This is a genomic window from Spiroplasma endosymbiont of Poecilobothrus nobilitatus (assembly GCF_964030655.1).
Classification (GTDB): domain Bacteria; phylum Bacillota_I; class Bacilli_A; order Mycoplasmatales; family Mycoplasmataceae; genus Spiroplasma.
Window position 1 is genome coordinate 1172481 of record NZ_OZ034915.1, and the last position, 22094, is coordinate 1194574.

23 protein-coding genes and 3 pseudogenes are annotated in these 22094 nt (G+C 24.4%); 8 read left to right on the forward strand and 18 right to left on the reverse strand.

The annotated features are described in order from the left end of the window. Positions 1-73 precede the first annotated feature (73 nt). From rpsI to glyA, 3 genes and pseudogenes are all read right to left on the reverse strand, one after another. Positions 74-475, reverse strand: coding sequence for a 30S ribosomal protein S9 (gene rpsI, locus AAHM76_RS06815; RefSeq protein ID WP_342255892.1), 402 nt, complete (start codon positions 473-475; stop codon positions 74-76). Positions 476-486: 11 nt separating this feature from the next. Next, positions 487-927, reverse strand: a complete 441-nt coding sequence (rplM, locus tag AAHM76_RS06820; RefSeq protein WP_342255893.1) for a 50S ribosomal protein L13 — start codon at positions 925-927, stop codon at positions 487-489. 111 nt (positions 928-1038) lie between these two features. Beyond that, positions 1039-2270: pseudogene (glyA, locus tag AAHM76_RS08685) on the reverse strand (serine hydroxymethyltransferase). A gap of 163 nt (positions 2271-2433) precedes the next feature. On the opposite strand from glyA, the gene AAHM76_RS06845 reads away from it, so the two are divergent. Then, positions 2434-3393: an IS1/IS1595 family N-terminal zinc-binding domain-containing protein gene (locus tag AAHM76_RS06845; protein WP_342255896.1), complete on the forward strand. Its 960-nt coding sequence runs from the start codon at positions 2434-2436 to the stop codon at positions 3391-3393. A gap of 125 nt (positions 3394-3518) precedes the next feature. Here the strand turns inward: AAHM76_RS06845 and AAHM76_RS06850 are convergent, their stop codons facing one another. Further along, positions 3519-4475: a hypothetical protein gene (locus AAHM76_RS06850; protein ID WP_342255897.1), complete on the reverse strand. Its 957-nt coding sequence runs from the start codon at positions 4473-4475 to the stop codon at positions 3519-3521. Between the two features lie 71 nt (positions 4476-4546). After that, positions 4547-5209, reverse strand: a complete 663-nt coding sequence (locus AAHM76_RS06855; protein WP_342255898.1) for a uracil-DNA glycosylase — start codon at positions 5207-5209, stop codon at positions 4547-4549. Between the two features lie 325 nt (positions 5210-5534). Here AAHM76_RS06855 and AAHM76_RS08690 point away from each other — a divergent pair. The 3 genes and pseudogenes from AAHM76_RS08690 to AAHM76_RS06865 all read left to right on the forward strand — a co-directional run. Continuing rightward, positions 5535-5591: pseudogene (locus AAHM76_RS08690) on the forward strand (hypothetical protein); the annotation flags it as partial. Positions 5592-5789: 198 nt separating this feature from the next. Further along, entirely contained in the window at positions 5790-6350 is a 561-nt protein-coding gene (locus tag AAHM76_RS06860) for a transposase (protein ID WP_342255899.1), read from the forward strand. A gap of 251 nt (positions 6351-6601) precedes the next feature. Beyond that, positions 6602-7006 (forward strand): YigZ family protein, encoded by a 405-nt coding sequence (locus AAHM76_RS06865; protein ID WP_342256862.1) that lies wholly within the window; start codon positions 6602-6604, stop codon positions 7004-7006. A 61-nt stretch (positions 7007-7067) separates the two neighbouring features. On the opposite strand, the gene trmB is transcribed toward AAHM76_RS06865, so the two are convergent. The 3 genes from trmB to AAHM76_RS06880 all read right to left on the reverse strand — a co-directional run bounded on the left by trmB (position 7068) and on the right by AAHM76_RS06880 (position 11258). After that, positions 7068-7709 carry a tRNA (guanosine(46)-N7)-methyltransferase TrmB gene (trmB, locus tag AAHM76_RS06870; protein WP_425289429.1) on the reverse strand — a complete coding sequence of 214 codons (642 nt, stop codon included), beginning with the start codon at positions 7707-7709 and terminating at the stop codon, positions 7068-7070. Next, positions 7693-9141: an EAL domain-containing protein gene (locus tag AAHM76_RS06875; RefSeq protein WP_342255901.1), complete on the reverse strand. Its 1449-nt coding sequence runs from the start codon at positions 9139-9141 to the stop codon at positions 7693-7695. The genes trmB and AAHM76_RS06875 overlap by 17 nt, the downstream gene beginning before the upstream one ends. Positions 9142-9731: 590 nt before the next feature. Next, complete coding sequence (locus AAHM76_RS06880; protein ID WP_342255902.1) at positions 9732-11258, reverse strand: APC family permease; 1527 nt, start codon at positions 11256-11258, stop codon at positions 9732-9734. 324 nt (positions 11259-11582) lie between these two features. Here AAHM76_RS06880 and AAHM76_RS06885 point away from each other — a divergent pair, with 324 nt between their 5' ends. The 3 genes from AAHM76_RS06885 to AAHM76_RS06895 all read left to right on the forward strand — a co-directional run bounded on the left by AAHM76_RS06885 (position 11583) and on the right by AAHM76_RS06895 (position 13392). Continuing rightward, a complete protein-coding gene (locus tag AAHM76_RS06885) occupies positions 11583-11981 on the forward strand; it encodes a hypothetical protein (RefSeq protein WP_342255903.1) in 399 nt (132 codons plus the stop codon). 1 nt (position 11982) lies between these two features. Continuing rightward, positions 11983-12228 carry a hypothetical protein gene (locus AAHM76_RS06890; RefSeq protein ID WP_342255904.1) on the forward strand — a complete coding sequence of 82 codons (246 nt, stop codon included), beginning with the start codon at positions 11983-11985 and terminating at the stop codon, positions 12226-12228. A gap of 52 nt (positions 12229-12280) precedes the next feature. Further along, positions 12281-13392, forward strand: a protein-coding gene (locus AAHM76_RS06895) for an IS3 family transposase (RefSeq protein WP_342255905.1) whose coding sequence is annotated in 2 segments (ribosomal slippage) — positions 12281-12524 and positions 12524-13392 — 1113 coding nt in all. Because the reading frame shifts where the segments join, the coding sequence is not laid out codon by codon here. A 514-nt stretch (positions 13393-13906) separates the two neighbouring features. On the opposite strand, the gene AAHM76_RS06900 is transcribed toward AAHM76_RS06895, so the two are convergent. The 4 genes from AAHM76_RS06900 to AAHM76_RS06915 form a co-directional block, all read right to left on the reverse strand. Next, a complete protein-coding gene (locus AAHM76_RS06900; RefSeq protein WP_342255906.1) occupies positions 13907-14233 on the reverse strand; it encodes a S1 RNA-binding domain-containing protein in 327 nt (108 codons plus the stop codon). Positions 14234-14749: 516 nt separating this feature from the next. Further along, positions 14750-15016, reverse strand: coding sequence for a hypothetical protein (locus AAHM76_RS06905; RefSeq protein WP_342255907.1), 267 nt, complete (start codon positions 15014-15016; stop codon positions 14750-14752). Between the two features lie 318 nt (positions 15017-15334). Next, positions 15335-15751 carry a hypothetical protein gene (locus AAHM76_RS06910; protein WP_342255908.1) on the reverse strand — a complete coding sequence of 139 codons (417 nt, stop codon included), beginning with the start codon at positions 15749-15751 and terminating at the stop codon, positions 15335-15337. 45 nt (positions 15752-15796) lie between these two features. After that, positions 15797-16135, reverse strand: a complete 339-nt coding sequence (locus tag AAHM76_RS06915; RefSeq protein ID WP_342255909.1) for a hypothetical protein — start codon at positions 16133-16135, stop codon at positions 15797-15799. 322 nt (positions 16136-16457) lie between these two features. On the opposite strand from AAHM76_RS06915, the gene AAHM76_RS06920 reads away from it, so the two are divergent. After that, positions 16458-16739 (forward strand): lipoprotein, encoded by a 282-nt coding sequence (locus AAHM76_RS06920; protein WP_342255910.1) that lies wholly within the window; start codon positions 16458-16460, stop codon positions 16737-16739. 279 nt (positions 16740-17018) lie between these two features. Here AAHM76_RS06920 and AAHM76_RS06925 read toward each other — a convergent pair whose 3' ends face one another. From AAHM76_RS06925 to AAHM76_RS06950, 6 genes and pseudogenes are all read right to left on the reverse strand, one after another. Continuing rightward, positions 17019-18506 carry a hypothetical protein gene (locus tag AAHM76_RS06925; RefSeq protein ID WP_342255911.1) on the reverse strand — a complete coding sequence of 496 codons (1488 nt, stop codon included), beginning with the start codon at positions 18504-18506 and terminating at the stop codon, positions 17019-17021. An 18-nt stretch (positions 18507-18524) separates the two neighbouring features. Continuing rightward, positions 18525-19256 carry an IS3 family transposase gene (locus tag AAHM76_RS06930; RefSeq protein ID WP_342256863.1) on the reverse strand — a complete coding sequence of 244 codons (732 nt, stop codon included), beginning with the start codon at positions 19254-19256 and terminating at the stop codon, positions 18525-18527. Further along, a pseudogene (locus AAHM76_RS06935) lies at positions 19253-20316 on the reverse strand (IS3 family transposase). The gene AAHM76_RS06930 and the pseudogene AAHM76_RS06935 overlap by 4 nt, the downstream one beginning before the upstream one ends. Positions 20317-21055: 739 nt before the next feature. Beyond that, positions 21056-21205, reverse strand: a complete 150-nt coding sequence (locus AAHM76_RS06940; RefSeq protein WP_342255912.1) for a hypothetical protein — start codon at positions 21203-21205, stop codon at positions 21056-21058. Further along, on the reverse strand, positions 21189-21800 hold the full coding sequence (locus AAHM76_RS06945; protein ID WP_342255913.1) for a hypothetical protein: 612 nt from the start codon (positions 21798-21800) through the stop codon (positions 21189-21191). The genes AAHM76_RS06940 and AAHM76_RS06945 overlap by 17 nt, the downstream gene beginning before the upstream one ends. After that, a complete protein-coding gene (locus tag AAHM76_RS06950; RefSeq protein WP_342255914.1) occupies positions 21791-22066 on the reverse strand; it encodes a hypothetical protein in 276 nt (91 codons plus the stop codon). Before AAHM76_RS06950 ends, AAHM76_RS06945 begins: the two co-directional genes overlap by 10 nt. Positions 22067-22094 lie beyond the last annotated feature (28 nt).

Here is a 22094-nt window from a genome sequence, read left to right on the forward strand (position 1 = left end):
TTATATTAGATAACAAATTAAACCGAACAAATTAAAAAAGTACATTGCAAAGCAAAATGTACTTTTTTGAAATCTATCTTTTTGAATATTGTGGTGCTCTTCTAGCCCCATGTAATCCATATTTTTTTCGTTCTTTAATACGAGCATCACGAGTTAGCATGCCAGAATGTCTCAATAAAGTTTTATAATCTTGTGACGCTTCAACTAGGGCTCTTGCAATTCCTAATCTTGTTGCGCCAGCTTGTCCGGTAAAACCACCACCAGATACTTTAACACGAATATCAAATTCTGATTTTGAACTAGTAATCTCTAAAGGTTGTTCCAAATCTTGCACTAATGTTGCATATGGGAAAAACTCTAATGCTGGTTTCCCATTAACAACAACATTCCCTTTACCAGGAGTCAATACAACTTGGGCAATAGAAGATTTTCTTCTTCCTGTACCACGATATATAACTTCTTGTTTTTTTGCCATATTTTCTCCTTTTATTTATTAGTTAATTCTAATTTAATTGGTTGTTGTGCTTCATGTGTATGTTCATTGCTAGCATAAACAAATAAATTACGGAATAATTTACTTCCTAATTTATTTTTTGGTAACATTCCTTTAATTGCGTGTTTAACAGGATAAATTGGTTTTTTTACTAACATATCCTTTGCTGTTGTTCGTTTTAATCCCCCGGGATGTTGTGAATGATGATAATACATTTTACCCTTTAATTTATTTCCTGATAAATTAATTTTATCAGCATTAAGAATAATAACATTATCACCACAATCAACATGTGGAGTATAAGATGGTTTATTTTTTCCTCTTAAGATCATTGCAACTTTACTTGCTAAACGTCCTAAAACTAGACCTTGAGCATCAATCACATATCATTTTTTTTCAACTTTAGTTGAATTTAAGATAGTTGTTTGTCTCATGTCACTGCCTCCTCACATCATTCCGTACCAGGGTCTAATGTATAAAGCAATAATATTATAACTAAAAATAATAGGATAATCAATATTTTAACTTGATATTTCTAAATTTAATTACTCTTGTAATTTTCAAGTTGAGTAAATTGGAAAATCACTTAATAAGTTTTTTACTTCTTCTTGATATTTAACAATATTATTTTCAGTTGGTTCTTTTAAAACATTATAAATTATTTCTCCAATTTGTTTAAATTCTTTGCTCCCAAAGCCACGCGTTATCATAGCTGCTGTTCCTAACCGAATCCCACTAGTAACCATTGATGATTCTTTATCAAATGGAATCATATTTTTGTTGCAAATAATACCAATTTTTTGTAAAATTTCTTCCGCCATTTGTCCCGAAATTCCTAAACTACTTTTAACATCAACCATTAATAAGTGGTTATCTGTTCCATCAGCTACTAAACGCAGATTATTTACTTTTAATGTTTCTGTTAGGACTTTTGCATTATTAATAATTTCTGCTTAATATGTTTTAAAATCTGGTTGCAATGCCTCTAAAAAAAATTGTGCCTTTGCAGCAATAACATGTTCTAATGGTTAGCATTGATTGCCCGGGAAAACAGCACTGTTAATTTTTTTTGCTCATTTTTGCCTTTGATAAAATTAAACCACCACGATGCCCGCGCAATGTTTTATGTGTTGTTGAAGTAACAACATCAGCATATGGAATTGGGGATTGATGTAAACCAGCGGCAATTAATCCTACAATATGAGCCATATCTAACATTAATAAAGATCCAACTTTATCAGCAATTGCACGGAACTTTTTAAAATCAATCTCACGTGAATAGGCACTAGATCCAGCAACAATTAATTTTGGTTTTACTTCGATTGCAATTTTTTCAATTGCATCATAATCTAACATTTCGGTTGTAGGATCAACTTGATAACTACGAAAATCATATAATCGATCAGAAAAATTAACATTATGACCGTGGGTTAAGTGACCACCTGCTGCTAAATCCATTGCTAAAATAGTATCGCGCGGTTGCAACAAAGCATAATAAGTAGCAGCATTTACTGACTACCTGAATGTGGTTGAACATTAGCATGTTCAGCTTGAAATAACTCCTTAACCTTATCAATTGCTAATTGTTCAACTTGATCAACATATTCACATCCTCTATAAATCGGTGAAATGGATATCCTCCAGCATACTTATTAGTTAAAATTGAGCCTGTAATAGCTAAAGTTGCCTCACTAACATAATTTTCTGATGCAATCAACTCAACATGATCTTGTTGGCGTTTTAATTCCAAATCAATCAATTTTTTAAATTTGTGAATTCACTTTCATTATTTTTATCTCCATTCTATAATTTCTAATATCATTATATAGAGATAAATAAAAAATAACTTAAATAAAAGCTTTAATTTTGTAGAAAACTCTTGATATTTATAAAATATACCTAAAATTAGGTATATTTTTAATATAAGAGGTGAATAATTAATGGAAAAAATAATTGAAGAATTAATAAATAGTTTAACAGATGATCAATTTTTAGAATTTCATGAAAAAGTCAAAAAAGAAGCAGAATTAATTAAAAAACAAAAACGCTTAAATGAAATTGATCAAAAATTTAGGGATAAAGGTATTAAATGTCCTAATTGTCAATCTTTTTATTGTGTTAAAAATGGTCATAATCCTGAAGGAAAACAAAAATATTTATGCAAAAAATGTCGTGCTAGTTTTAATGCTTTTCGTGATCATTTTACGTATTGAAGTCATTTAAATTATGAACAGTGAAATTTATTGATTCAAATTTCATTATTAGGCCAATCTAGTAAAATGATTTCCCACTTTATTAAAACATCACCGAAAACCGCTTGATATAATCGCCAAAAAATAATGAAATCAAAACAATTAGAAAACACCCAATTAAAATTTAAAACGTTAAATGGCCAAATTCAAATCGATGAAACATTTATTAAAGAAATCCACAAAGGTAATTTTAAAGATAAATTTGATAAAAGAAAAATTCATCTTGATTCATTTTCAACCAACACTAAATGTTGTGTTCAAATGGCTGTTGATAGCAATAATAATATTTATGTTAAATCAACCAACACAAAACGATTACAAAAACAGTGAATTATTGAAAATATTAATAAACAATTAATCAAAGAAAATTCAATTATTATTTCTGACATGCAACCATTATATTTATTAGTAGCAAAACAAACAAATTCTATTTTATTAGCAACTAAAACTAGCACAAATCCTGATGCTAGTTATCGGAAGTTAAATAAAATTAGTAAATTACAATCAAATCTTAAAGAATCCTTAATTCATTATCATGGCTTAGGTTTCACGAACATTCAAAATTATTTAAATCTATGAAAATGAAAATACCAGCATAAAGGTTTAACGCCAAACCAACAATCATTGGTATTATATTTTAACGTATAAAAAAGTTAAATAACAATATTAAAAGTTTATATAATTTTCTTTTAAAGTTATCATATTGATGATTTTTTTTATTTCATCAAGAGTTTTCTACAAAATTAAAAAATAAAAGTTATTTTTTCAGGATTTTAATATTGTAAATTTGCATTAGTATCTTTATGAATTAATGGGGAAACAGCCCGATATGTAATATAAATAATTGCTGAATTAAATAATACTTTAATTGGTGCCATTGCTAATCGCATAATCATAGTTACCCCATAACCATCTGTTCCAACATTTTTATTCTGTGAAACCGTTAAAAAGGCGATATCACCCCAGGCGGATATCAAGGTGGTGACTCAATATTCATTAACAACAGCAAGCATAATAATAACAACTAAATCTCAATAACGTTTTTTTGTTTTATCAAAATGACGATAAACAAACATAATAATTCATATAATAATAATAGTTCCCCCCGCGCCAAAACCAATAATATAAATTAAAACAATTTTGCTAACTTCCAATCCAACAAATAATGTAATGGTTTCTAATGGTGAATATCATGTCATTACTCCAGCAAAAGTTCCAAAAATTAAAATAAAAATATTTGTTAACATAAATAAAACTCATTTATGCTTACCAACGGCACGATTAATTGAAAATGCACAACCTGATAAAAATCCATATGAAGCAATTACAATAATATATGCAACATGGAGATAAGAAGGAACAAATAACATAACAATTAATTCAGTAACAATCCCCGATAAAAGTCCGACAATTGGCCCAAAAATAAATCCGCTAATTTTAACCATTAAACCTTCAAAAGCAATCCGCACAGGAGGAAAAACCGTAATTGGTAGTGTTATTGAAATAATAATAGTAACTGTCGCAGAAACTGCTGACAACATTGTAATATACGCAATATTTTTCGTTGTAAAACGAATACCATGATAACGTTTAGCATTAATTAAATAATATAAACCATTATAAATACAATAAATAATAAAAAGAGCGCCAATAACACCACTAGCAATATATGCCATTTTATTACTATATAAGATTTTTGATATATCACTAAATGATGTTAGTAGACCCATAATATCCCCACAATCTATATTAATAAAATAAATCCTTGTTCTGTCAATATTTTACATATATCAATTATACATTACATTTTTCAATCAATTATGTTTTTTTTATTTTTTAAAAGTAAATCGTTAATTTTTACAAAAAATTGTTGATCCTTAAATAAATTGTAACTAAAAGGTGACGGGTGTGTTCCCTTAATAATATTACTTTTATTCAAAATATATTCACCATACTGTTTTGCATAATTGCCTCATAAAACATATACAATATCATTGCGAATCTCATTTAAATAAATAATCAAATTTTGACTAAAATTAGTTCAACCAATATCCTTATGACTTAAAGGCGTTTTGGCAACAACACTTCCAATTGTATTATATAGAAAAACACCCCCTTTAGCTCAATGGTCTAAATTACCACTAGCATAATGATCAACACCTAAGTCTTTTTTTAATTCATGAAAAATATTAACTAAACTTGGCGGAGTTTTAATACCATCATTAACACTAAAAGCTAAACCATTTGCTTGGCCTGGACCATGATATGGATCTTGTCCAATAATAACAACTTTAATATCATTGGGCTCAATTAATGTAAACAAACGAAAAATATCTTTTTTTGCAGGATAACAAAGTTTATTTTGATATTCACTATCAATATTTTTTAACAATTGTTTAAAATACGGTTTTTTAATCTCATTATCAAATAATTCTCCTCAACCAACTGCGTATTTTATTCACATTGCCATTTCTCCTATTGCCTTATTATAGTAAATTATTAATTTCGGTTTTTTGTAAGATAATTATATCAAAAAAAGGAAAAAAAGATAATATAATGAAGCTTTAATTTTGAAGAAAACTCTTGATATTTATAAAATATACCTAAAATTAGGTATATTTTTAATATAAGAGTTGAATAATTAATGGAAAAAAATAATTGAAGAATTAATAAATAGTTTAACAGATGATCAATTTTTAGAATTTCATGAAAAAGTCAAAAAAGAAGCAGAATTAATTAAAAAACAAAAACGCTTAAATGAAATTGATCAAAAATTTAGGGATAAAGGTATTAAATGTCCTAATTGTCAATCTTTTTATTGTGTTAAAAATGGTCATAATCCTGAAGGAAAACAAAAATATTTATGCAAAAAATGTCGTGCTAGTTTTGATGATTTTCGTGATCATTTTACGTATTGAAGTCATTTAAATTATGAACAGTGAAATTTATTGATTCAAATTTCATTATTAGGCCAATCTAGTAAAATGATTTCCCACTTTATTAAAACATCACCGAAAACCGCTTGATATAATCGCTAAAAAATAATGAAATCAAAACAATTAGAAAACACCCAATTAAAATTTAAAACGTTAAATGGCCAAATTCAAATCGATGAAACATTTATTAAAGAAATCCACAAAGGTAATTTCAAAGATAAATTTGATAAAAGAAAAATTCATCTTGATTCATTTTCAACCAACACTAAATGTTGTATTAAAATGGCTGTTGATAGCAATAATAATATTTATGTTAAATCAACCAACACAAAACTATTACAAAAACAGTGAATTATTGAAAATATTAATAAACAATTAATCAAAGAAAATTCAATTATTATTTCTGACAGGCAACCATTATATTTATTAGTAGCAAAACAAACAAATTCTATTTTATTAGCAACTAAAACTAGTACAAATCCTGATGCTAGTTATCGGAAGTTAAATAAAATTAGTAAATTACAATCAAATCTTAAAGAATCCTTAATTCATTATCATGGCTTAGGTTTCACGAACATTCAAAATTATTTAAATCTCTGAAAATTAAAATACCAGCATAAAGGTTTAACGCCAAACCAACAATTATCGGTATTATATTTTAACGTATAAAAAATTTAAATAACAATATTAAAAGTTTATATAATTTTCTTTTAAAGTTATCATATTGATGATTTTTTTATTTCATCAAGAGTTTTCTATAAAATTAAAATATTGAAGATAAAATAAAAATAAAAAGGAAGGTTAAAAACTTGCAAGAACTAAAAGAAAATAAATTAATTATTAATGAAATAAATATTAAAAAATTACGCTTCCTTTGTTTCTTGCAAAAAGTTACTTCCGAACATGATGCACTTTAATTTATTAAAACAAATCAACAACCAAACGCTGTTCATAACTGTTACGCCTATATTATTGGGAAAAATCAAAATATTATTCGAAAAAGTGATGATGGCGAACCAACTAATACTGCTGGCAAACCAATTTTAGAAATTTTACTTCATCATAATTTAACTAATGTTGTGTGTTTAGTTATTAGTTATTTTGGGGGAATTAAATTAGGAGATGGCGGATTAATTCGCGCTTATGCTAATAGTGTTAAAACAAACCTAAAAAAAGCGGAATTAATTCCTTATTTTGAAACAAAAGATATTATTATTAAATTCCCAATTAATAAAATTAAATTAGTTGATGAATATTTAACATATCATTATCAAAATTTAACAATTAATAAAAATTTTGCGGAACCTATTAGCTATCAATTTTAGTTGCCTAGTGAACAAATCCATACTTTTCTTTTATGAGCCAGCAATAATAAAATTAATATAATTATTTCCGAGCATATAAATAATTAATATTTTTCCCAAGTTTAACAAATCGTCGTTCATATTCGGTTGGAACATTATTTTCCAAATAATGACTCTGATATAAATTTGTCGTATAATCAACAATTTTTCAATTATTTTCTTTAAATGATTCTAATGAATAAGTAAATAATTGATCGTTATCTGTTTTAAAATGAATTTCACCATTATCTTGTAAAATAATTTGATAAAAATCTAAATATATTTTGTTTGTTAGCCGGCGTTTTTCATGTCGGACTTTTGGCCAAGGATCAGAGAAATTTAAATATATTTTATTAATTTCTTTATGTGCAAAAATTTCTAGTAAAAAAATGGCGCCAAAAACAATTATTTTTAAATTAGGTAAATTTTCAGCAATATTTTTTTTTAAAGCTAAAACTAAAACTGACGGATAACGCTCGATTGCTAAAAAATTTTGATTTGGATATTTCTTTGCTAATGCTATAATAAAATCCCCTTTTCCAGAACCAATTTCAATATTTAAGGGATTATTATTTTTAAAAATCATTTTTCTCCATTTCCCCTTATAATATTCTGGATTTTGAATTGCAAAGGTAGGATTCTCCATAATATATTCTGTTGCTCAAGGTTTATTTCTTAGTCTCATCTTTAAATCCTTTCCGACTGTTTTTTAATAAAGCTAATTTTATCTCATTACCAATTTCATTTTGTGGTTCATCATAAGTTCTAAATAATGAACCAAACATATAATTAATTTTTAGTTCTTTTAATTTACTATATCCTAAATAACTATTAACTTGTGGTGCAATTAAAATAATATCAAATTTTTCTGCTAAAATAATATATTCTTTAATTAAATTTTGATAATGAAAATGAATAAACATTTCACGAATAATTGTTGGTGAAAAAATAGCATAATTAGGTTCATAATAGTACAAACTATTTAATTCCGTATCAATTGCTCCAAAATTTTTAACAGCAACTTCAATACCAACATTTTTAATTGTATTTAAATTTTTTTTAAACTTCTCATGATCAAATCCAGTTTTCATTAAATCAAAAGTTAAAATTAAATTACCAGGTTTTACTTTCAATTCAATTAATTTTGTTGCAAATTTTTTTAAATTAAACTTGTCACTACTAATAAAACTAGCTGGATAAGTAATGAATAATTTTTGTTCTAAATAATCATCTAATTTACGAAAATTTTTAATATTTAATGCCGCATTAAAACGAGCTAGCATTGTTTCATACACAATTCCCCCAAAAGTATTACTATCTTTTACAAATATTAAATCACTATCAACCCCATCAACTAAATTACTACTATAATGATATGCTAATGTAAGACCACCATTTACATTTATAATTGGAGAATATAAACTAACAATTTTTTCTAACTGAATATGTTCATTTAAAACTAAAATATTACGTTTTTGGTTTGACAATTCTTTAATATTTTCATGATCAATAAAAATAATTTGATTTGAATATTCAAGATTTAACCGATTATCTGCTGTTGCAATATTATATTCCTTTAACTTATTTAAATTATTTGATTGTAAACCATATAATGAAGCATATCCTTGCAATTTAACAATTATTTTATAATTTTTTAAAATAAAAGTCGTATTAACTTGTAGCAATAAAATTTCAAATTGTTTTAACAAATCAGTTTCTGGTCGTAACTTACTTTTATTATGCAATAAGATACTACTAATATCAGGTTTTTCAATTTGATCAAGGGAAATAAAAATACCAAAATGATTTAAACTTGCTTTAAAAAATAAAACATTTTGCTCTTTTCATAGTGTAAAAACTTGATGAGAAATAAGATCAATAATTTTATTTTTAACATTACTATTTAGAAATTTGTCTAGTTTTTCAATATTATTAATCATAAAATTAAAATAAATTCCACGACGGATCTTATTTTTATGAATTAAATTATAAATAGCATCATGTGCTAAAGCTTCACTAACATAACTATTGCGGTCATATTCAATAATATTTTGTAATTTTATCGCATGAACATAAATTAATTCAACAATTGGATAGGCTACAATTATTATGGCCATAATTGTAGCCTATCCAGGCGGTCAAATCAATCTGAATCTATTCTTTTTGCAATTGAAACTTCTATTTTAATAGGAGACAACTTATCACTATTATTTCAAATAGAATTAATAGTCTCTCAATTATCATATATTTGTTCTGTTAACCCAAGAAGATATTTTCTTTCATTAACACTTGAATAAATTTCAACAGATTTAAACATTCTATTTATCACCACATTACTAAAATCTAATTTGCTATTAATACTATAATTAATTTTAATATTTTCTCAAAATGAGGGTTCAAAAACAGCATATAAAATTGTTGTTTCCGTAAAAAAAATTATAAGAATATTTAATTTTATTTAAATTACTTTTGCTACTAGTTTGTGTTAAACTTGTTGGATTATCATACGTACCTATTACAGGCATTACATTGGGAGTTATACTAATTGTTCCTAAAAAAGCTAGTATTTTTTTTATGAAATAACATCCTTTCTCTTTTTAATATAACTTTAAATTAATAATATTTAATTATAACAAAGTTGAAAATTAATAAAACATTAGCATTTAATAAATTATGTCTTATCCTTTTTTTGTTTCTGAATTTTCTACTAATTTTTTTTTAAATCCTTACTAGAATTTTCATTATTAAATGGCATTGTCATAGTTAACTTTTTATTAATTGTATCATTATCTTTCATTCATATTCCAAATCATGGCAAAACTAAAATTAACAATAATAATGCAATTGCTAAAATGGGACCAGTTTTTTCTGGCATTACAATAGCATTTAAAAAATATGAATAGATATTATAACCAATAATAGCAATAATACAAACAACACTAATAACTGCAGCTGGAAGAAAATATCAATTTTTAATTGTTGTAATCCGTTGATGATAACGATTCCATATTCCCAAGGCAATAATTGTTCCATACAACAGAAATGCCATCACAACACCTGCATTACTAATAAAATCGTAAAAATTATAAGTTTCTTTTGCAAAAATAGTTAGAATACCCATAATTAGTCCTCATACTAATGTAATCATAACTGATGCTAAAAAAATTGCAAAATTAATACTATATTTTTTCATAATTTTATTCCATAGTTTTGCACCAATAATAAAATTATCTTCAATTGAGGAATGACTTAGTTTAACTAAAGAAAAACTATATCCATTTAAAGTTCCAAAAGCACTAATTAAAATAAAAAAGAAAATAATTTGTTCAAAAATTTTATTAATAACCGGATTATTAAAAATTTTACCCGCAGCAACAACAACACTTCCTCGAGCATCTAAATTTAAAGTTCCAATTGAAACAAGTAAATAAAGTATTGTTACTGATGCTAAACCTAATACTAAAGCTAATGGAATATTTCGCTCTGGTTTTTTAACATCCTTTTGAATATATGTTGTCGATAAAAAACCATCAAATGAAAATAGAATCCCGGGCAAAGCCATTAAAATCATTTCAAATCCAGTTTTATTTGCAACTAATTTATATTTATCAGGATTACCTAAACCGCTCTTACTTAATGCATTAGGGTCATTGTTAAAAAAGAACATTCCAATTAACCCAACTAAAATTAATGGAATTAATTTTAAAACAACGGTTGTCATTTGAATATATTTCCCTGCTTTTTCTAAATAAGTACAAATATAAATTAATAAAACAGTATAAATAATTGAAAAACACGTTAAAATTAATTGATAATTAGCATAACCACCAACTTTTTCACTAAATGCGATTTCTGCGGCCAAACCACCACCAAAAGCTCAAATTGAAGCTTTTGTTGTATAATACGCGACAGTAAAAGTTATTAACGGAATATAAATATGGTTCATAGCGTTTCTCACTACGCGGCCAAACCATTTTCCCCCGAACATCTTTGCATACAAAGCAATACCTGAATTCGAATCTTGTTTTGCTGACGAAATTTCCATAAATGATAATCCAAATGAGAGAGCCATTAGACCACCAATTATCCATGCAATTAAACCTAGGATTCCATTCCCATTAGTTAATCCATATACACCTTCATTTTTAAAAAAGATTCCTGTTCCAATAACTGTTCCAACAACCATACAAAAGCACATAAAAAATCCATATTTTTGTGCTGTTTTTTTCTGCATAACTTCACCTCATCATTCTTATTAATTTTTATTGTTTTTTAAAACTATGAAAATTTAAATAATACTTATTATATTATTCCATAATTAAAATTTTAACATAAATCTGATTATTATTTTAACATTAAAACTTTAATTTTGTAGAAAACTCTTGATATTTATAAAATATACCTAATTTTAGGTATATTTTATAAATATCAAGAGTTTTCTACAAAATTAAAGAAAGATTTAAAACTAGTAGTTTCAAAAATTGATTATATTTTTAGAGAACCATTAGAATTAATAAAAAATTTTAAAGATGAATTAAATTTTATTAGAAAAGATATTTTGAATTTAGAAAATAATATTAAGAATAATCATGATTCTTTAAAAAATAGTGTAATTAATATTCAATTTCAAAAACAAAATGAAATTATTGAAACTCATAAAAAAGAACAATTTTTAGAAATTAAAAGTGTAGCAAAACAAGAGCAAGAATTAAAAATTATTACTAGTAATTTTCGTAAAGAAAAATTATTAATTAAAGATATTGAAGTTATTGGTATTAATGATGATTTTTTACAAAATGCAGATAAATTAGAACTTATTAATTTAATTAAAAATTATTTAATTATTGATGAACAAATTGTTAAAAACGAAATTAAAGAACAATGAGATAGTAATAAAGATATTAATTTAATTGGTATTAAAGGTATTAATTTTAAAATAAATAAAGGAGAAAAATAATATGGCAAATATTGTTGAATTTTTAAGAACAGATAAGGCAACTGAATGAATAAAAAGTAAATTTTCTAATGAAAATGAAATTGCAAGATTTAAAAGTAATATAGTTGCAATATCAAATAGTAATGAATTATTACAAAAAGCAGATCCAAAAACAATTATGACTGCTTGCTATCAAGGTGTTTTATTAAACTTACCAATGGAAAAACAATTTGCTTATGTGGATAGGCTACAATTATTAGGACCATAATTATATAGACTTCAAAATTAGATAAAATTATTAAGAAAGAAGGAATATAAAAATGGGAAATAAAACTTCATACTCTGAAGAATTTAAAAAACAAATTGTCATGCTATATAAAAATGGTAAAAGTGTTATTAATATAGGGCAAGAATATAATTTACCAAAACCAACTATTTATAGTTGAGTTAAAAATTATAATAATTCTGGTTCATTTAAAGCAAAAGACAATCGCACACTAGAAGAAAATGAAATAATAACTTTACGAAAAGAACTTAAAGACTTGAAAATGGAAAATGACATTTTAAAGCAAGCCGCACTGATAATGGCCAAAAAATAACAATAATTAATAACAACAAAACAAAATATTCAGTAAGAAAAATATGTAAGATTTTGGGTTTATCAAAATCAACGTATTATTATCAAACTAATAAATGTATTAACAAGCAAGTTAATAATTATGAACAAGAAATTATCAGTGCCTTTAATAAAAGTAGCAAAATTTATGGGGCTCGCAAAATTAAAGTTATTTTAAACAGAAAAGATATCATCTTATCGCGGCGAAAAATCAGATTCTTTATGATCAAAAATAATTTGGTTTCTAAATACACCAAATTAAAATATCATAATCATAAAACAACAGTCAATAATGACCAAATTAATAATATTTTAAATCGTCAATTTAACAACAAAAAACCTAATGAAGTTATTGTTAGTGATTTAACATATGTTCAATTTGGCGCTAAATGACATTATATTTGTTTATTAATTGACTTGTTTAATCGCGAAATAATTGGTTATAGTGATGGGCCGAATAAAACATCCGAACTGGTCCAACAAGCTTTTCATAAAATAACACGACCATTAAATCAAATAACTCTATTTCATACTGATCGTGGTAATGAGTTTAAAAATAAAATCATTGATGAAATTTTAATAACTTTTAATATTAAAAGATCATTAAGCAATAAAGGCTGCCCTTATGATAATGCTGTGGCTGAAACAACTTACAAAACTTTTAAAACTGAATTTATTAAGGGTAAAAAATTTAAAAATTTAACACAATTAAAATACGAACTTTTTGATTTTGTGCATTGATATAACAATATTCGAATTCATGGCAGTTTAAATTATTTATCTCTAGTTACTTTTAGAAAACAAATGTCTATATAAAAAGTGTCCTAAAAAGTGTTGCCATTCCATTATGAGGTTTTACTTTGGGATCATTATTCTGAAATATTGGTACAGGTTTATTAGCAATTTTAATTAAACTAATTAATTGAATAAAAATAAATCATATTATTAAAATTATTCTAATTTTACTAGCAAACATAATTATTTATCTTCCGATTGATTTTATTCTTTTTTGGTTAAATCTTGGAGTTTTAAGTATAGAACAAATAATTATCGGAATATTAATTACAAATACAATATGTTTACCAATATTTTACTTAACAAGCATTAAAATAATTAAAAAAATAAATATTAGTTTAATTTAAGGAGAAAAATAATATGGCAAGAAAATTAATTCGTAATATTAATGTTTACTTAAATGAAAAACAAGAAAAAGTTTGAAATGAATTACCTGAATTATATACCAACTCACAACGAATATAACATCTTATCAATTTTTATATAGTACACAACAAAGAAAATAAATAAAATGAAAAAAATAGTCATATAAAGACTATTTTTCTTTTTCTAATAAATAATTTGTATTTAATAACTTTTCTAAATTAGGTGAAGTTTCTTTGATTTTATCATTATCATTTCTCAATAATTCAGGATGACATTTTTTATAACTTAATTTAAGATGTTTTCTAACTGAATCAAAATCAATAATTTCAACTTCAATTTCATCATCAATATCAAAAAAGTCTCTTATATCTCTTACATAATAATCTGAAATTTCACTAATATGAATTAAACCGTCAGCTCTTTCTGCCCTACAAAAAGCACCATAGGGAGTAATATTTGTTATTTTTACAATAATTTTGCTATTTTTTTCATACATAATATATTTTTCTCCTTTATAGAGTTAATTATATTATTAAAATGCTGAAAATAATTTGTAATAAGCAAAAATATTAATTATTTTATTAAAAAATATATTAATTTTATTATTCATTTTTATTTAATTATAATCATTTTTTATTAAATAGTTCTTTAATATCATTTTTATTATTTAAAACATTTTTCCATATGGGATTATATTTAATTAAATTTAATTCATTAATAGTTGTTGCACTATTTATTTTTCTTATCACTATTAATAAGAATCCGATTTTTTTGATAAATAAGCATCCATATCAGGCTTATAAATAGAATATGGTTCATCTGCCATTAATTATGTATTATTTATTATTTTTCTTTTAATTGTTAAATCTTTAATAGCAATATTATTTGTGTCATTTTAAATTGAGCCATCTTGCTTAATTATTATTCTTTTATATGAATTATCTGCTAAAAATGTAAAAATTGATTTTTGTGATATTGTTTCAAAATAATATGTTACAAATTTATTAGCAGATTAATAATCTGTTATTGAAATTGATATTTTATAGTAATATTTTGTTAAATCATAATCTGGAATTTTAAATGTTAATTTTTCGTTTGCTTCTGGATAATTAATTAATTCTCAACTATCATCATTAATAGGTATATCACCATTACCTAACGATGAATTACCATTAATAGTTTTAATATTTTCACCACTTATTAATTTATCTTGTTTCAACTCAGATACAGCAATTTCATTATTATCATTTTTAATAATTGTTTTATTATCAAATGGCACACTTAATTCATTATTAGAATTATATTTAACTGATTTATTATCAACTTTAATTGAAATATTTTTTACATAATTATCAATATAACTTATTAATAATTCTCTTGATATTTCAATTTATCATATTCCACTTTTTTCAGTATCTGCCCAAGGAATAAAAGATAAAGTATTAGATCTAAAAATACTATTTTTTCATACATATTTAGCATCTGCTTCACTTAACATAATTGGTCTATCTTTATGATTAGTATCAGGGCGACCAAATCAAGTATGATATTCATTTTTAAAACCATAATTATCAGGATTTATTTTAGTTATAGTTTGTTATTTATAAAATTTTGCTTTTTCTAATAAACTTATAACATCAGGGGAAAATTCTATCTTCATATTACTAGGATATGTATAACTTACAGCACTATCACTAATACTTTCACCACCAGTAGAATATTCAATCCCAGTTCTTATTAAATATTGTGTTTGTAAACAACAAGCAATTTTTACATAATTAATGCGTTTTTTATCAATTTCACTATTTGGATCAAGTAAAAGAAACTCAGTTTCTAAACGATAACCACAAATACTATCTAATTGTAAACTTGCTCTTACAATTCCCTCAATTAAATAATTTGAAATATTATCATCATAAAGTTTTTTTCCATATTGTGCTACTAACTTATCAAAACCCTCTCAATTTTTAAACTCTTCTAATGTTATTAATTTAAAACTTTCTAATTTATTCATTATTTCACCTCTTTACATCACCATTATAAACAAAAAAAGTCTTTTTTAGACTTTAATTGTTTTATTAGATAACTTAATATATTTTTTAGAAATTGATTTTTTGGCTCTTTGTACTTTAACAATTTGATTAAATTCATCTTCACTAATAGGTTTATTTGTTTCTAATACTTGTGCTCATTCTGTATTACCAAGACCCAAAGTATTAGCGGTTTGAATTAAACCTAAATGAATAGCATCTAATGTTTCTTGTCCTACTACTTTATTTGTAGATGATTTAAGTTTATTTTTCATTACTTTTTTAATTAAAAGTTCCGATCCTTTATAACCTAAAATACCTATAAAACAAGCACCAAGCCCAATACCAACTAAGATTTCATAACTCATAATTTTAACTTCCTTTCTTAATTTTACTACATCATCTTAACATCACCATAAAAATAATCAACAATATAATTAAAAATGGTTGAAATAATATTGTTTATTGATTTTATATAAAAAAATAATATAATTCATCTAAGTAATTTATTTATTAAATTACTTATCCTTCTTTTAAAATATTTGTAGTAATCTTTCTATAAATAATTATTTATCAAAATATCAACAAAAGTGCTTATTATTAGCACTTTTTTATTTTTATTATCCAATTTACTCTTGTATATATAATGTGACCAGTTAATAAAATAGCAGAAAAAGAGGGTTGGTATAAATGAAAAAAATTTTAAGTATTTTAGGTGCAATTAGTTTAGTAGGAACAAGTACAACAAGTTTAGTTGCTTGTAATAAACAATATACCGAAGAAGAATTAAAAAAACTAAAAGAAGAAAACAAAATAACTACAAAAGATGGTGTTTTAGAATGAATAGCACCACAAGAAAAACCATTTGATAATTTTGATAATAAATATTATTATGTGGTATGGCGCGGTAATAAAAATGATAATTGAAAAATTACTAAATTTTTGAATGATACAAATAATGAAAAAAAATAGATAATTATAATAAATATAGTCTTATTTTTAAACCATCACGATTTCGTTATTATACATTATTAATTAAAGAGGGAATTATTAATACAACTAATGCTTGATATGCTGATAATGGTTCATATTTTAAATCAGTTTATCGTTGAAATTTATTAGATAAAGCATCACCCGATTTAATTATTGATGATAAGGGTAATGTAAAAGTTATTAATGGAGAATAAAAAAATAGTTATAAAAACCTATTTTTTTCTTTAAAGTAATATTTGTTACTGCCATAGTATTAATTTAAAAATTTGCTTCAACAGTTTCACCTAAAATTTCATAATTACCACCTTTAACATACAATTCATAATTAATACGCGTTTTTAATTTAACACCTTGACTATAAAATATAATTTGTGTTTTAAAATTATAACCTGAATAATCTCGGTTTGGATGCCATGGATAATTTTTTTCTTCTAAATTATTAAAAATAGTATATCCACTTTCATTAATATTTTCTATTTTAATAATATATCTTTCCGCTAATGATTTATTTACATAATTACCATTAGGGCGATTGCCACTTGGTCTTCCTCATATTCTTATAAATCAATCATTACCAAACTCAAATTCATCATAATTATCTTTAACTTGTTGTCAATCAGTTGCGCCAAATGTTCCAAAATCAAATAATAAAATATCTTGTGAATATGTTCTATTATCAGGTGTAGCGGATCATCCATTTCATATTCTTTTAGCATTTAGTTTACTATCTGCTTTATTTAAAATAATTTGTACTGAATAGAAATTGATACTTGGTGGTGGGTCAGGTAATTTAACAGGTCAATCGTGTATGATATCATCATCAATGTATTGATCTAAATAACTAAGTGAATAAATAGTTAATCAATCTCGTACTGAATTATTATATAAACTTGTTGTTTGTAAACTAACAAAATAACTCATAATTGAATATGGATCAAATAAATCAATGTCATCTGAAAAAATATAAATACGACATGCAGTTTTACCTAAATTATAAAAACCAACTGCATCAATTATATATTTACCACTACCAACAATATCAGTTAATAGATTATTACTTTCTATTGTTGGTAATGAAACTGTTTCTTCATTAACTAAATAAATACTATCATTATTATTAAATGCTTGAGGTATCATAACACTACTAATCCTGTAATTTTTTCCATCTTCTGTTTTTGATTTTTTACTTCATCTTGATACCGTTATTTTATCTGTTAAAGTAAATGCTCAACTTGTATTACTTGCACTAGCACCAATAATATCATTTACCTCATCTTGCCTATTATATCTAAAAGCATCTAACAGGATATTACCTTGATTTTTTGCTGATGGCCTAGTACTATTTTCAACAATATGTCAATAACTTTCATCATAAAATGTATAATTTGCTTTGCCAATAAATAAAGGAATTCCCGTCTTAATATTTGAATATAAATTGTTAGTATTTTTATCTATTGTTTTTCAATAAATCGGAATTCCTAAACTTATTACATTTAAAAATTTACCAACAATAGGAATATCTCTTTTAGTTCATGCAATACTTTCTGTTATATCAATTGGTAAAATAATAATATGATTAACCATAACACTAAATAAATTTAACATGTCTTTTAATTGCCCGCGATTTTTACTTGGATTAATTGTATTATAACCAATATCAACATTATATTTAAAATAACCATTTGCTCGTACATTAAAATCTTTAATAATTTTATTACCTTTATAATTTAAAGCATGGAATGGCAAGGGTTTTTTGGACAAATTTTATGTAGAATAATAATTTTTGTATTGCACTGGTGTTAAATAATTTAGTTTGCTATGAATTCGAATATTATTGTACCAATTAATGTAATCAAATAATTCTAATTTAAACTGCTCAACGTTTTTAAATTTATTATTTTTAATAAATTCAGTTTTAAAAATTTTGTATGTTGATTCCGCAACAGTATTGTCATAAGGACAACCTGGTTTACTGTAAGATTTTTGAATCCCATTTTTAACTAACAGGTTATAAATAAGATTATTATTGAATTCACTGCCTTGATCAGTGTGAAATATTTTAATATTGCTTAATGAAAATTGAAGTTTATTAAAGCTGCTTTCAACTAATTTGTCATTTTTGTGTAAACTAACATCATAACCAATAATTTCTCGATTAAATAAATCAACTAAGAAACAGACATAATATCATTTGTTACTAATAAAAACATAGGTTAAATCACTGACAACAACTTCATGTAGTTTATAACTATCAAAATATTGATTTAACAAATTGTTATATTTATATGTAACATCAGTTGTATTTGAATGTTTGTATTTGATTTTTGTATAATTTGAAATTAAGTTATATTTTTTCATTATGTTGCTGATTTTTACACGAGATAACATGATATTTTGCTGAGCTAATATAACTTTAATTTTGCGTGTTCCATAATTTTTACGACTTTTTAGAAAAATACTGATTGGAATGGCAACACTTTTTAGGACACTTTTTATATAGACATTTGTTTTCTAAAAGTAACTGGAGATAAATAATTTAAACTGCCATGAATTCTAATATTGTTATATCAATGCACAAAATCAAAAAGTTCGTATTTTAATTGTGTTAAATTTTTAAATTTTTTACCCTTAATAAATTCAGTTTTAAAAGTTTTGTAAGTTGTTTCAGCCACAGCATTATCATAAGGGCAGCCTTTATTGCTTAATGATCTTTTAATATTAAAAGTTATTAAAATTTCATCAATGATTTTATTTTTAAACTCATTACCACGATCAGTATGAAATAGAGTTATTTGATTTAATGGTCGTGTTATTTTATGAAAATCTTGTTGGACCAGTTCGGCTGTTTTATTCGGCCCAGCACTATAACCAATTATTTCACGATTAAACAAGTCAATTAATAAACAAATATAATGTCATTTAGCGCCAACTTGAACATATGTTAAATCACTAACAATAACTTAATTAGGTTTTTTGTTGTTAAATTGACGATTTAAAATATTATTAATTTGGTCATTATTGACTGTTGTTTTATGATTATGATATTTTAATTTGGTGTATTTAGAAACCAAATTATTTTTGATCATAAAGAATCTGATTTTTCGCCGCGATAAGATGATATCTTTTCTGTTTAAAATAACTTTAATTTTGCGAGCCCCATAAATTTTGCGACTTTTATTAAAGGCACTGATAATTTCTTGTTCATAATTATTAACTTGCTTGTTAATACATTTATTAGTTTGATAATAATACGTTGATTTTAGTAAACCTAAAATCTTACATATTTTTCTTACTGAATATTTTGTTTTGTTGTTATTAATTATTGTTATTTTTTGGCCATTATCAGTGCGGCTTGCTTTAAAATGTCATTTTCCATTTTCAGGTCTTTAAGTTCTTTTCGTAAAGTTATTATTTTATTTTCTTCTAGTGTGCGATTGTCTTTTGCTTTAAATGAACCAGAATTATTATAATTTTTAACTCAACTATAAATAGTTGGTTTTGATAAATTATATTCTTGCCCTAGATTAATAACACTTTTACCATTTTTATATAGCATGACAATTTGTTTTTTAAATTCTTCAGAGTATTAAGTTTTATTTCCCATTTTTATATTCCTTCTTTCTTAATAATTTTATCTAATTTTGAAGTCTATATAATTATGGCCCTAATAATTGGAGCCTATCCAATTATTTTCTGTTGTATGCAAAACATCTTTATATCTTTTTCCATCGCCCATAAAAGACATATATTTATCTTTTAAATTTTTTTCAATTCTTTCGTATTTTTTTAAACCTAATTCTTCATCTAAAGGATAACGATTTATATTTTCTTTTTTTCTTCATGATATTTAACATATAATCTTCTTTTTAAAGGAATATCTCCATCTTCTGTTTTAATTGTTTTTGGTAATTTTGATACTACCTTATATCCTTGTAATATTTTTCCTTGTTGATATAATTTAAATATCTCATTATCTCTTTCAATTAAGAAATTTTTAATTTAATTTTTTGTTTATATTATTTTATCTTTTTTATAATTTCCTAATAAATTTTGTTTTAATTCCATTTTATAATTTCCTTTCGTAATTAAACAAATTATTCTAAATTATGATACTTAATACTTCACATAATCTTATCAAAAAAAGGAGGCCGTTTAAAAATGCGGGACTTTACTAAAATTAATAACAAAAAACGAATTACTAGTTATGAACATTTAAATAAAAAATATGATTTAAATTTTAGTGACTATAATTTTGGTTTTGATTGAGAAGTATTTAAAGATTTTGTTGGTGATAGTTATGCCCGATATTTTACTTCGCCAACTTTTTTTAAGTTTGTTTCCGCTGGTCGTGGTACTAATAAAACATGAAATCATTTAGCAGAAAAATTATTTTTTGCTTGCAATTTTACCGATGCTTCATCTAATATTTTATGAAGATATGCCAACACCCACGAAGATAATACATTTGGCGATACAATTAATGTATGTAATTATATATATGATAAATATGGCATTGATATAGGGCCTGACAATGAAAATGGCATTGTTTAACCTAAAAATGTTAAAGAAGGTGGCGAAATTGTTTTTCCAAGTAGTGTTCGCATTGCTTTTGCTGGTTATGCATCTATCTTCAGGACTTGGAATTTCAATCTTTGTAAAACTTGTAAAATCAATAATTTTATATACTGCCTTTGGAAATAAAATTTCTAACTTAATACTATTCTTAGCATTATTATATCCTACAATATTAATAACATAATTATTAACCATCTTTGCTAAATTAATTGTTCGCGGTTGATTTTGATTAAAGTAATCATTGAAATTAAAAGAAAAATAATTTTCTGTTATTGTGGCATTTAATTGTTGTCTTATTGCTGTTAAAATTGTTGCTTGTAAATATGGTCTAATTTCTGATTCTTTTACTTTTTCAATATCATTAACTTTAATTTTTAAATCTAACAAATTAATTTCCTTGATATTTCTAAGATCAGCTTGTTCTAATGTTTCTTCAAGTTCTTTAATTTTTTCTTTTAGTTGCAAAATATTATTTTGTAATTTTTTGATTTTTTTATGTTTATTTTTTGATTCTCTATGTTTATTTTTTGATTTAAAATATTAATTTTATCATTTAATAGGTGAATTGTTATTTCAACATCATTGATATTATCTTCTTGTTCTTGATTTGTAGTTTCAGGAATTGCTTCTTCTAAATATTGCAGTTTTTTATTACCGCTACAAGCAGTTAAACTTCCTCCGGGTGTACTAATTAATCCACATATTCCTAAAATATTTAATAATTTTTTCATTTTTTAGTATTTTTTTCCCTTTATAAAA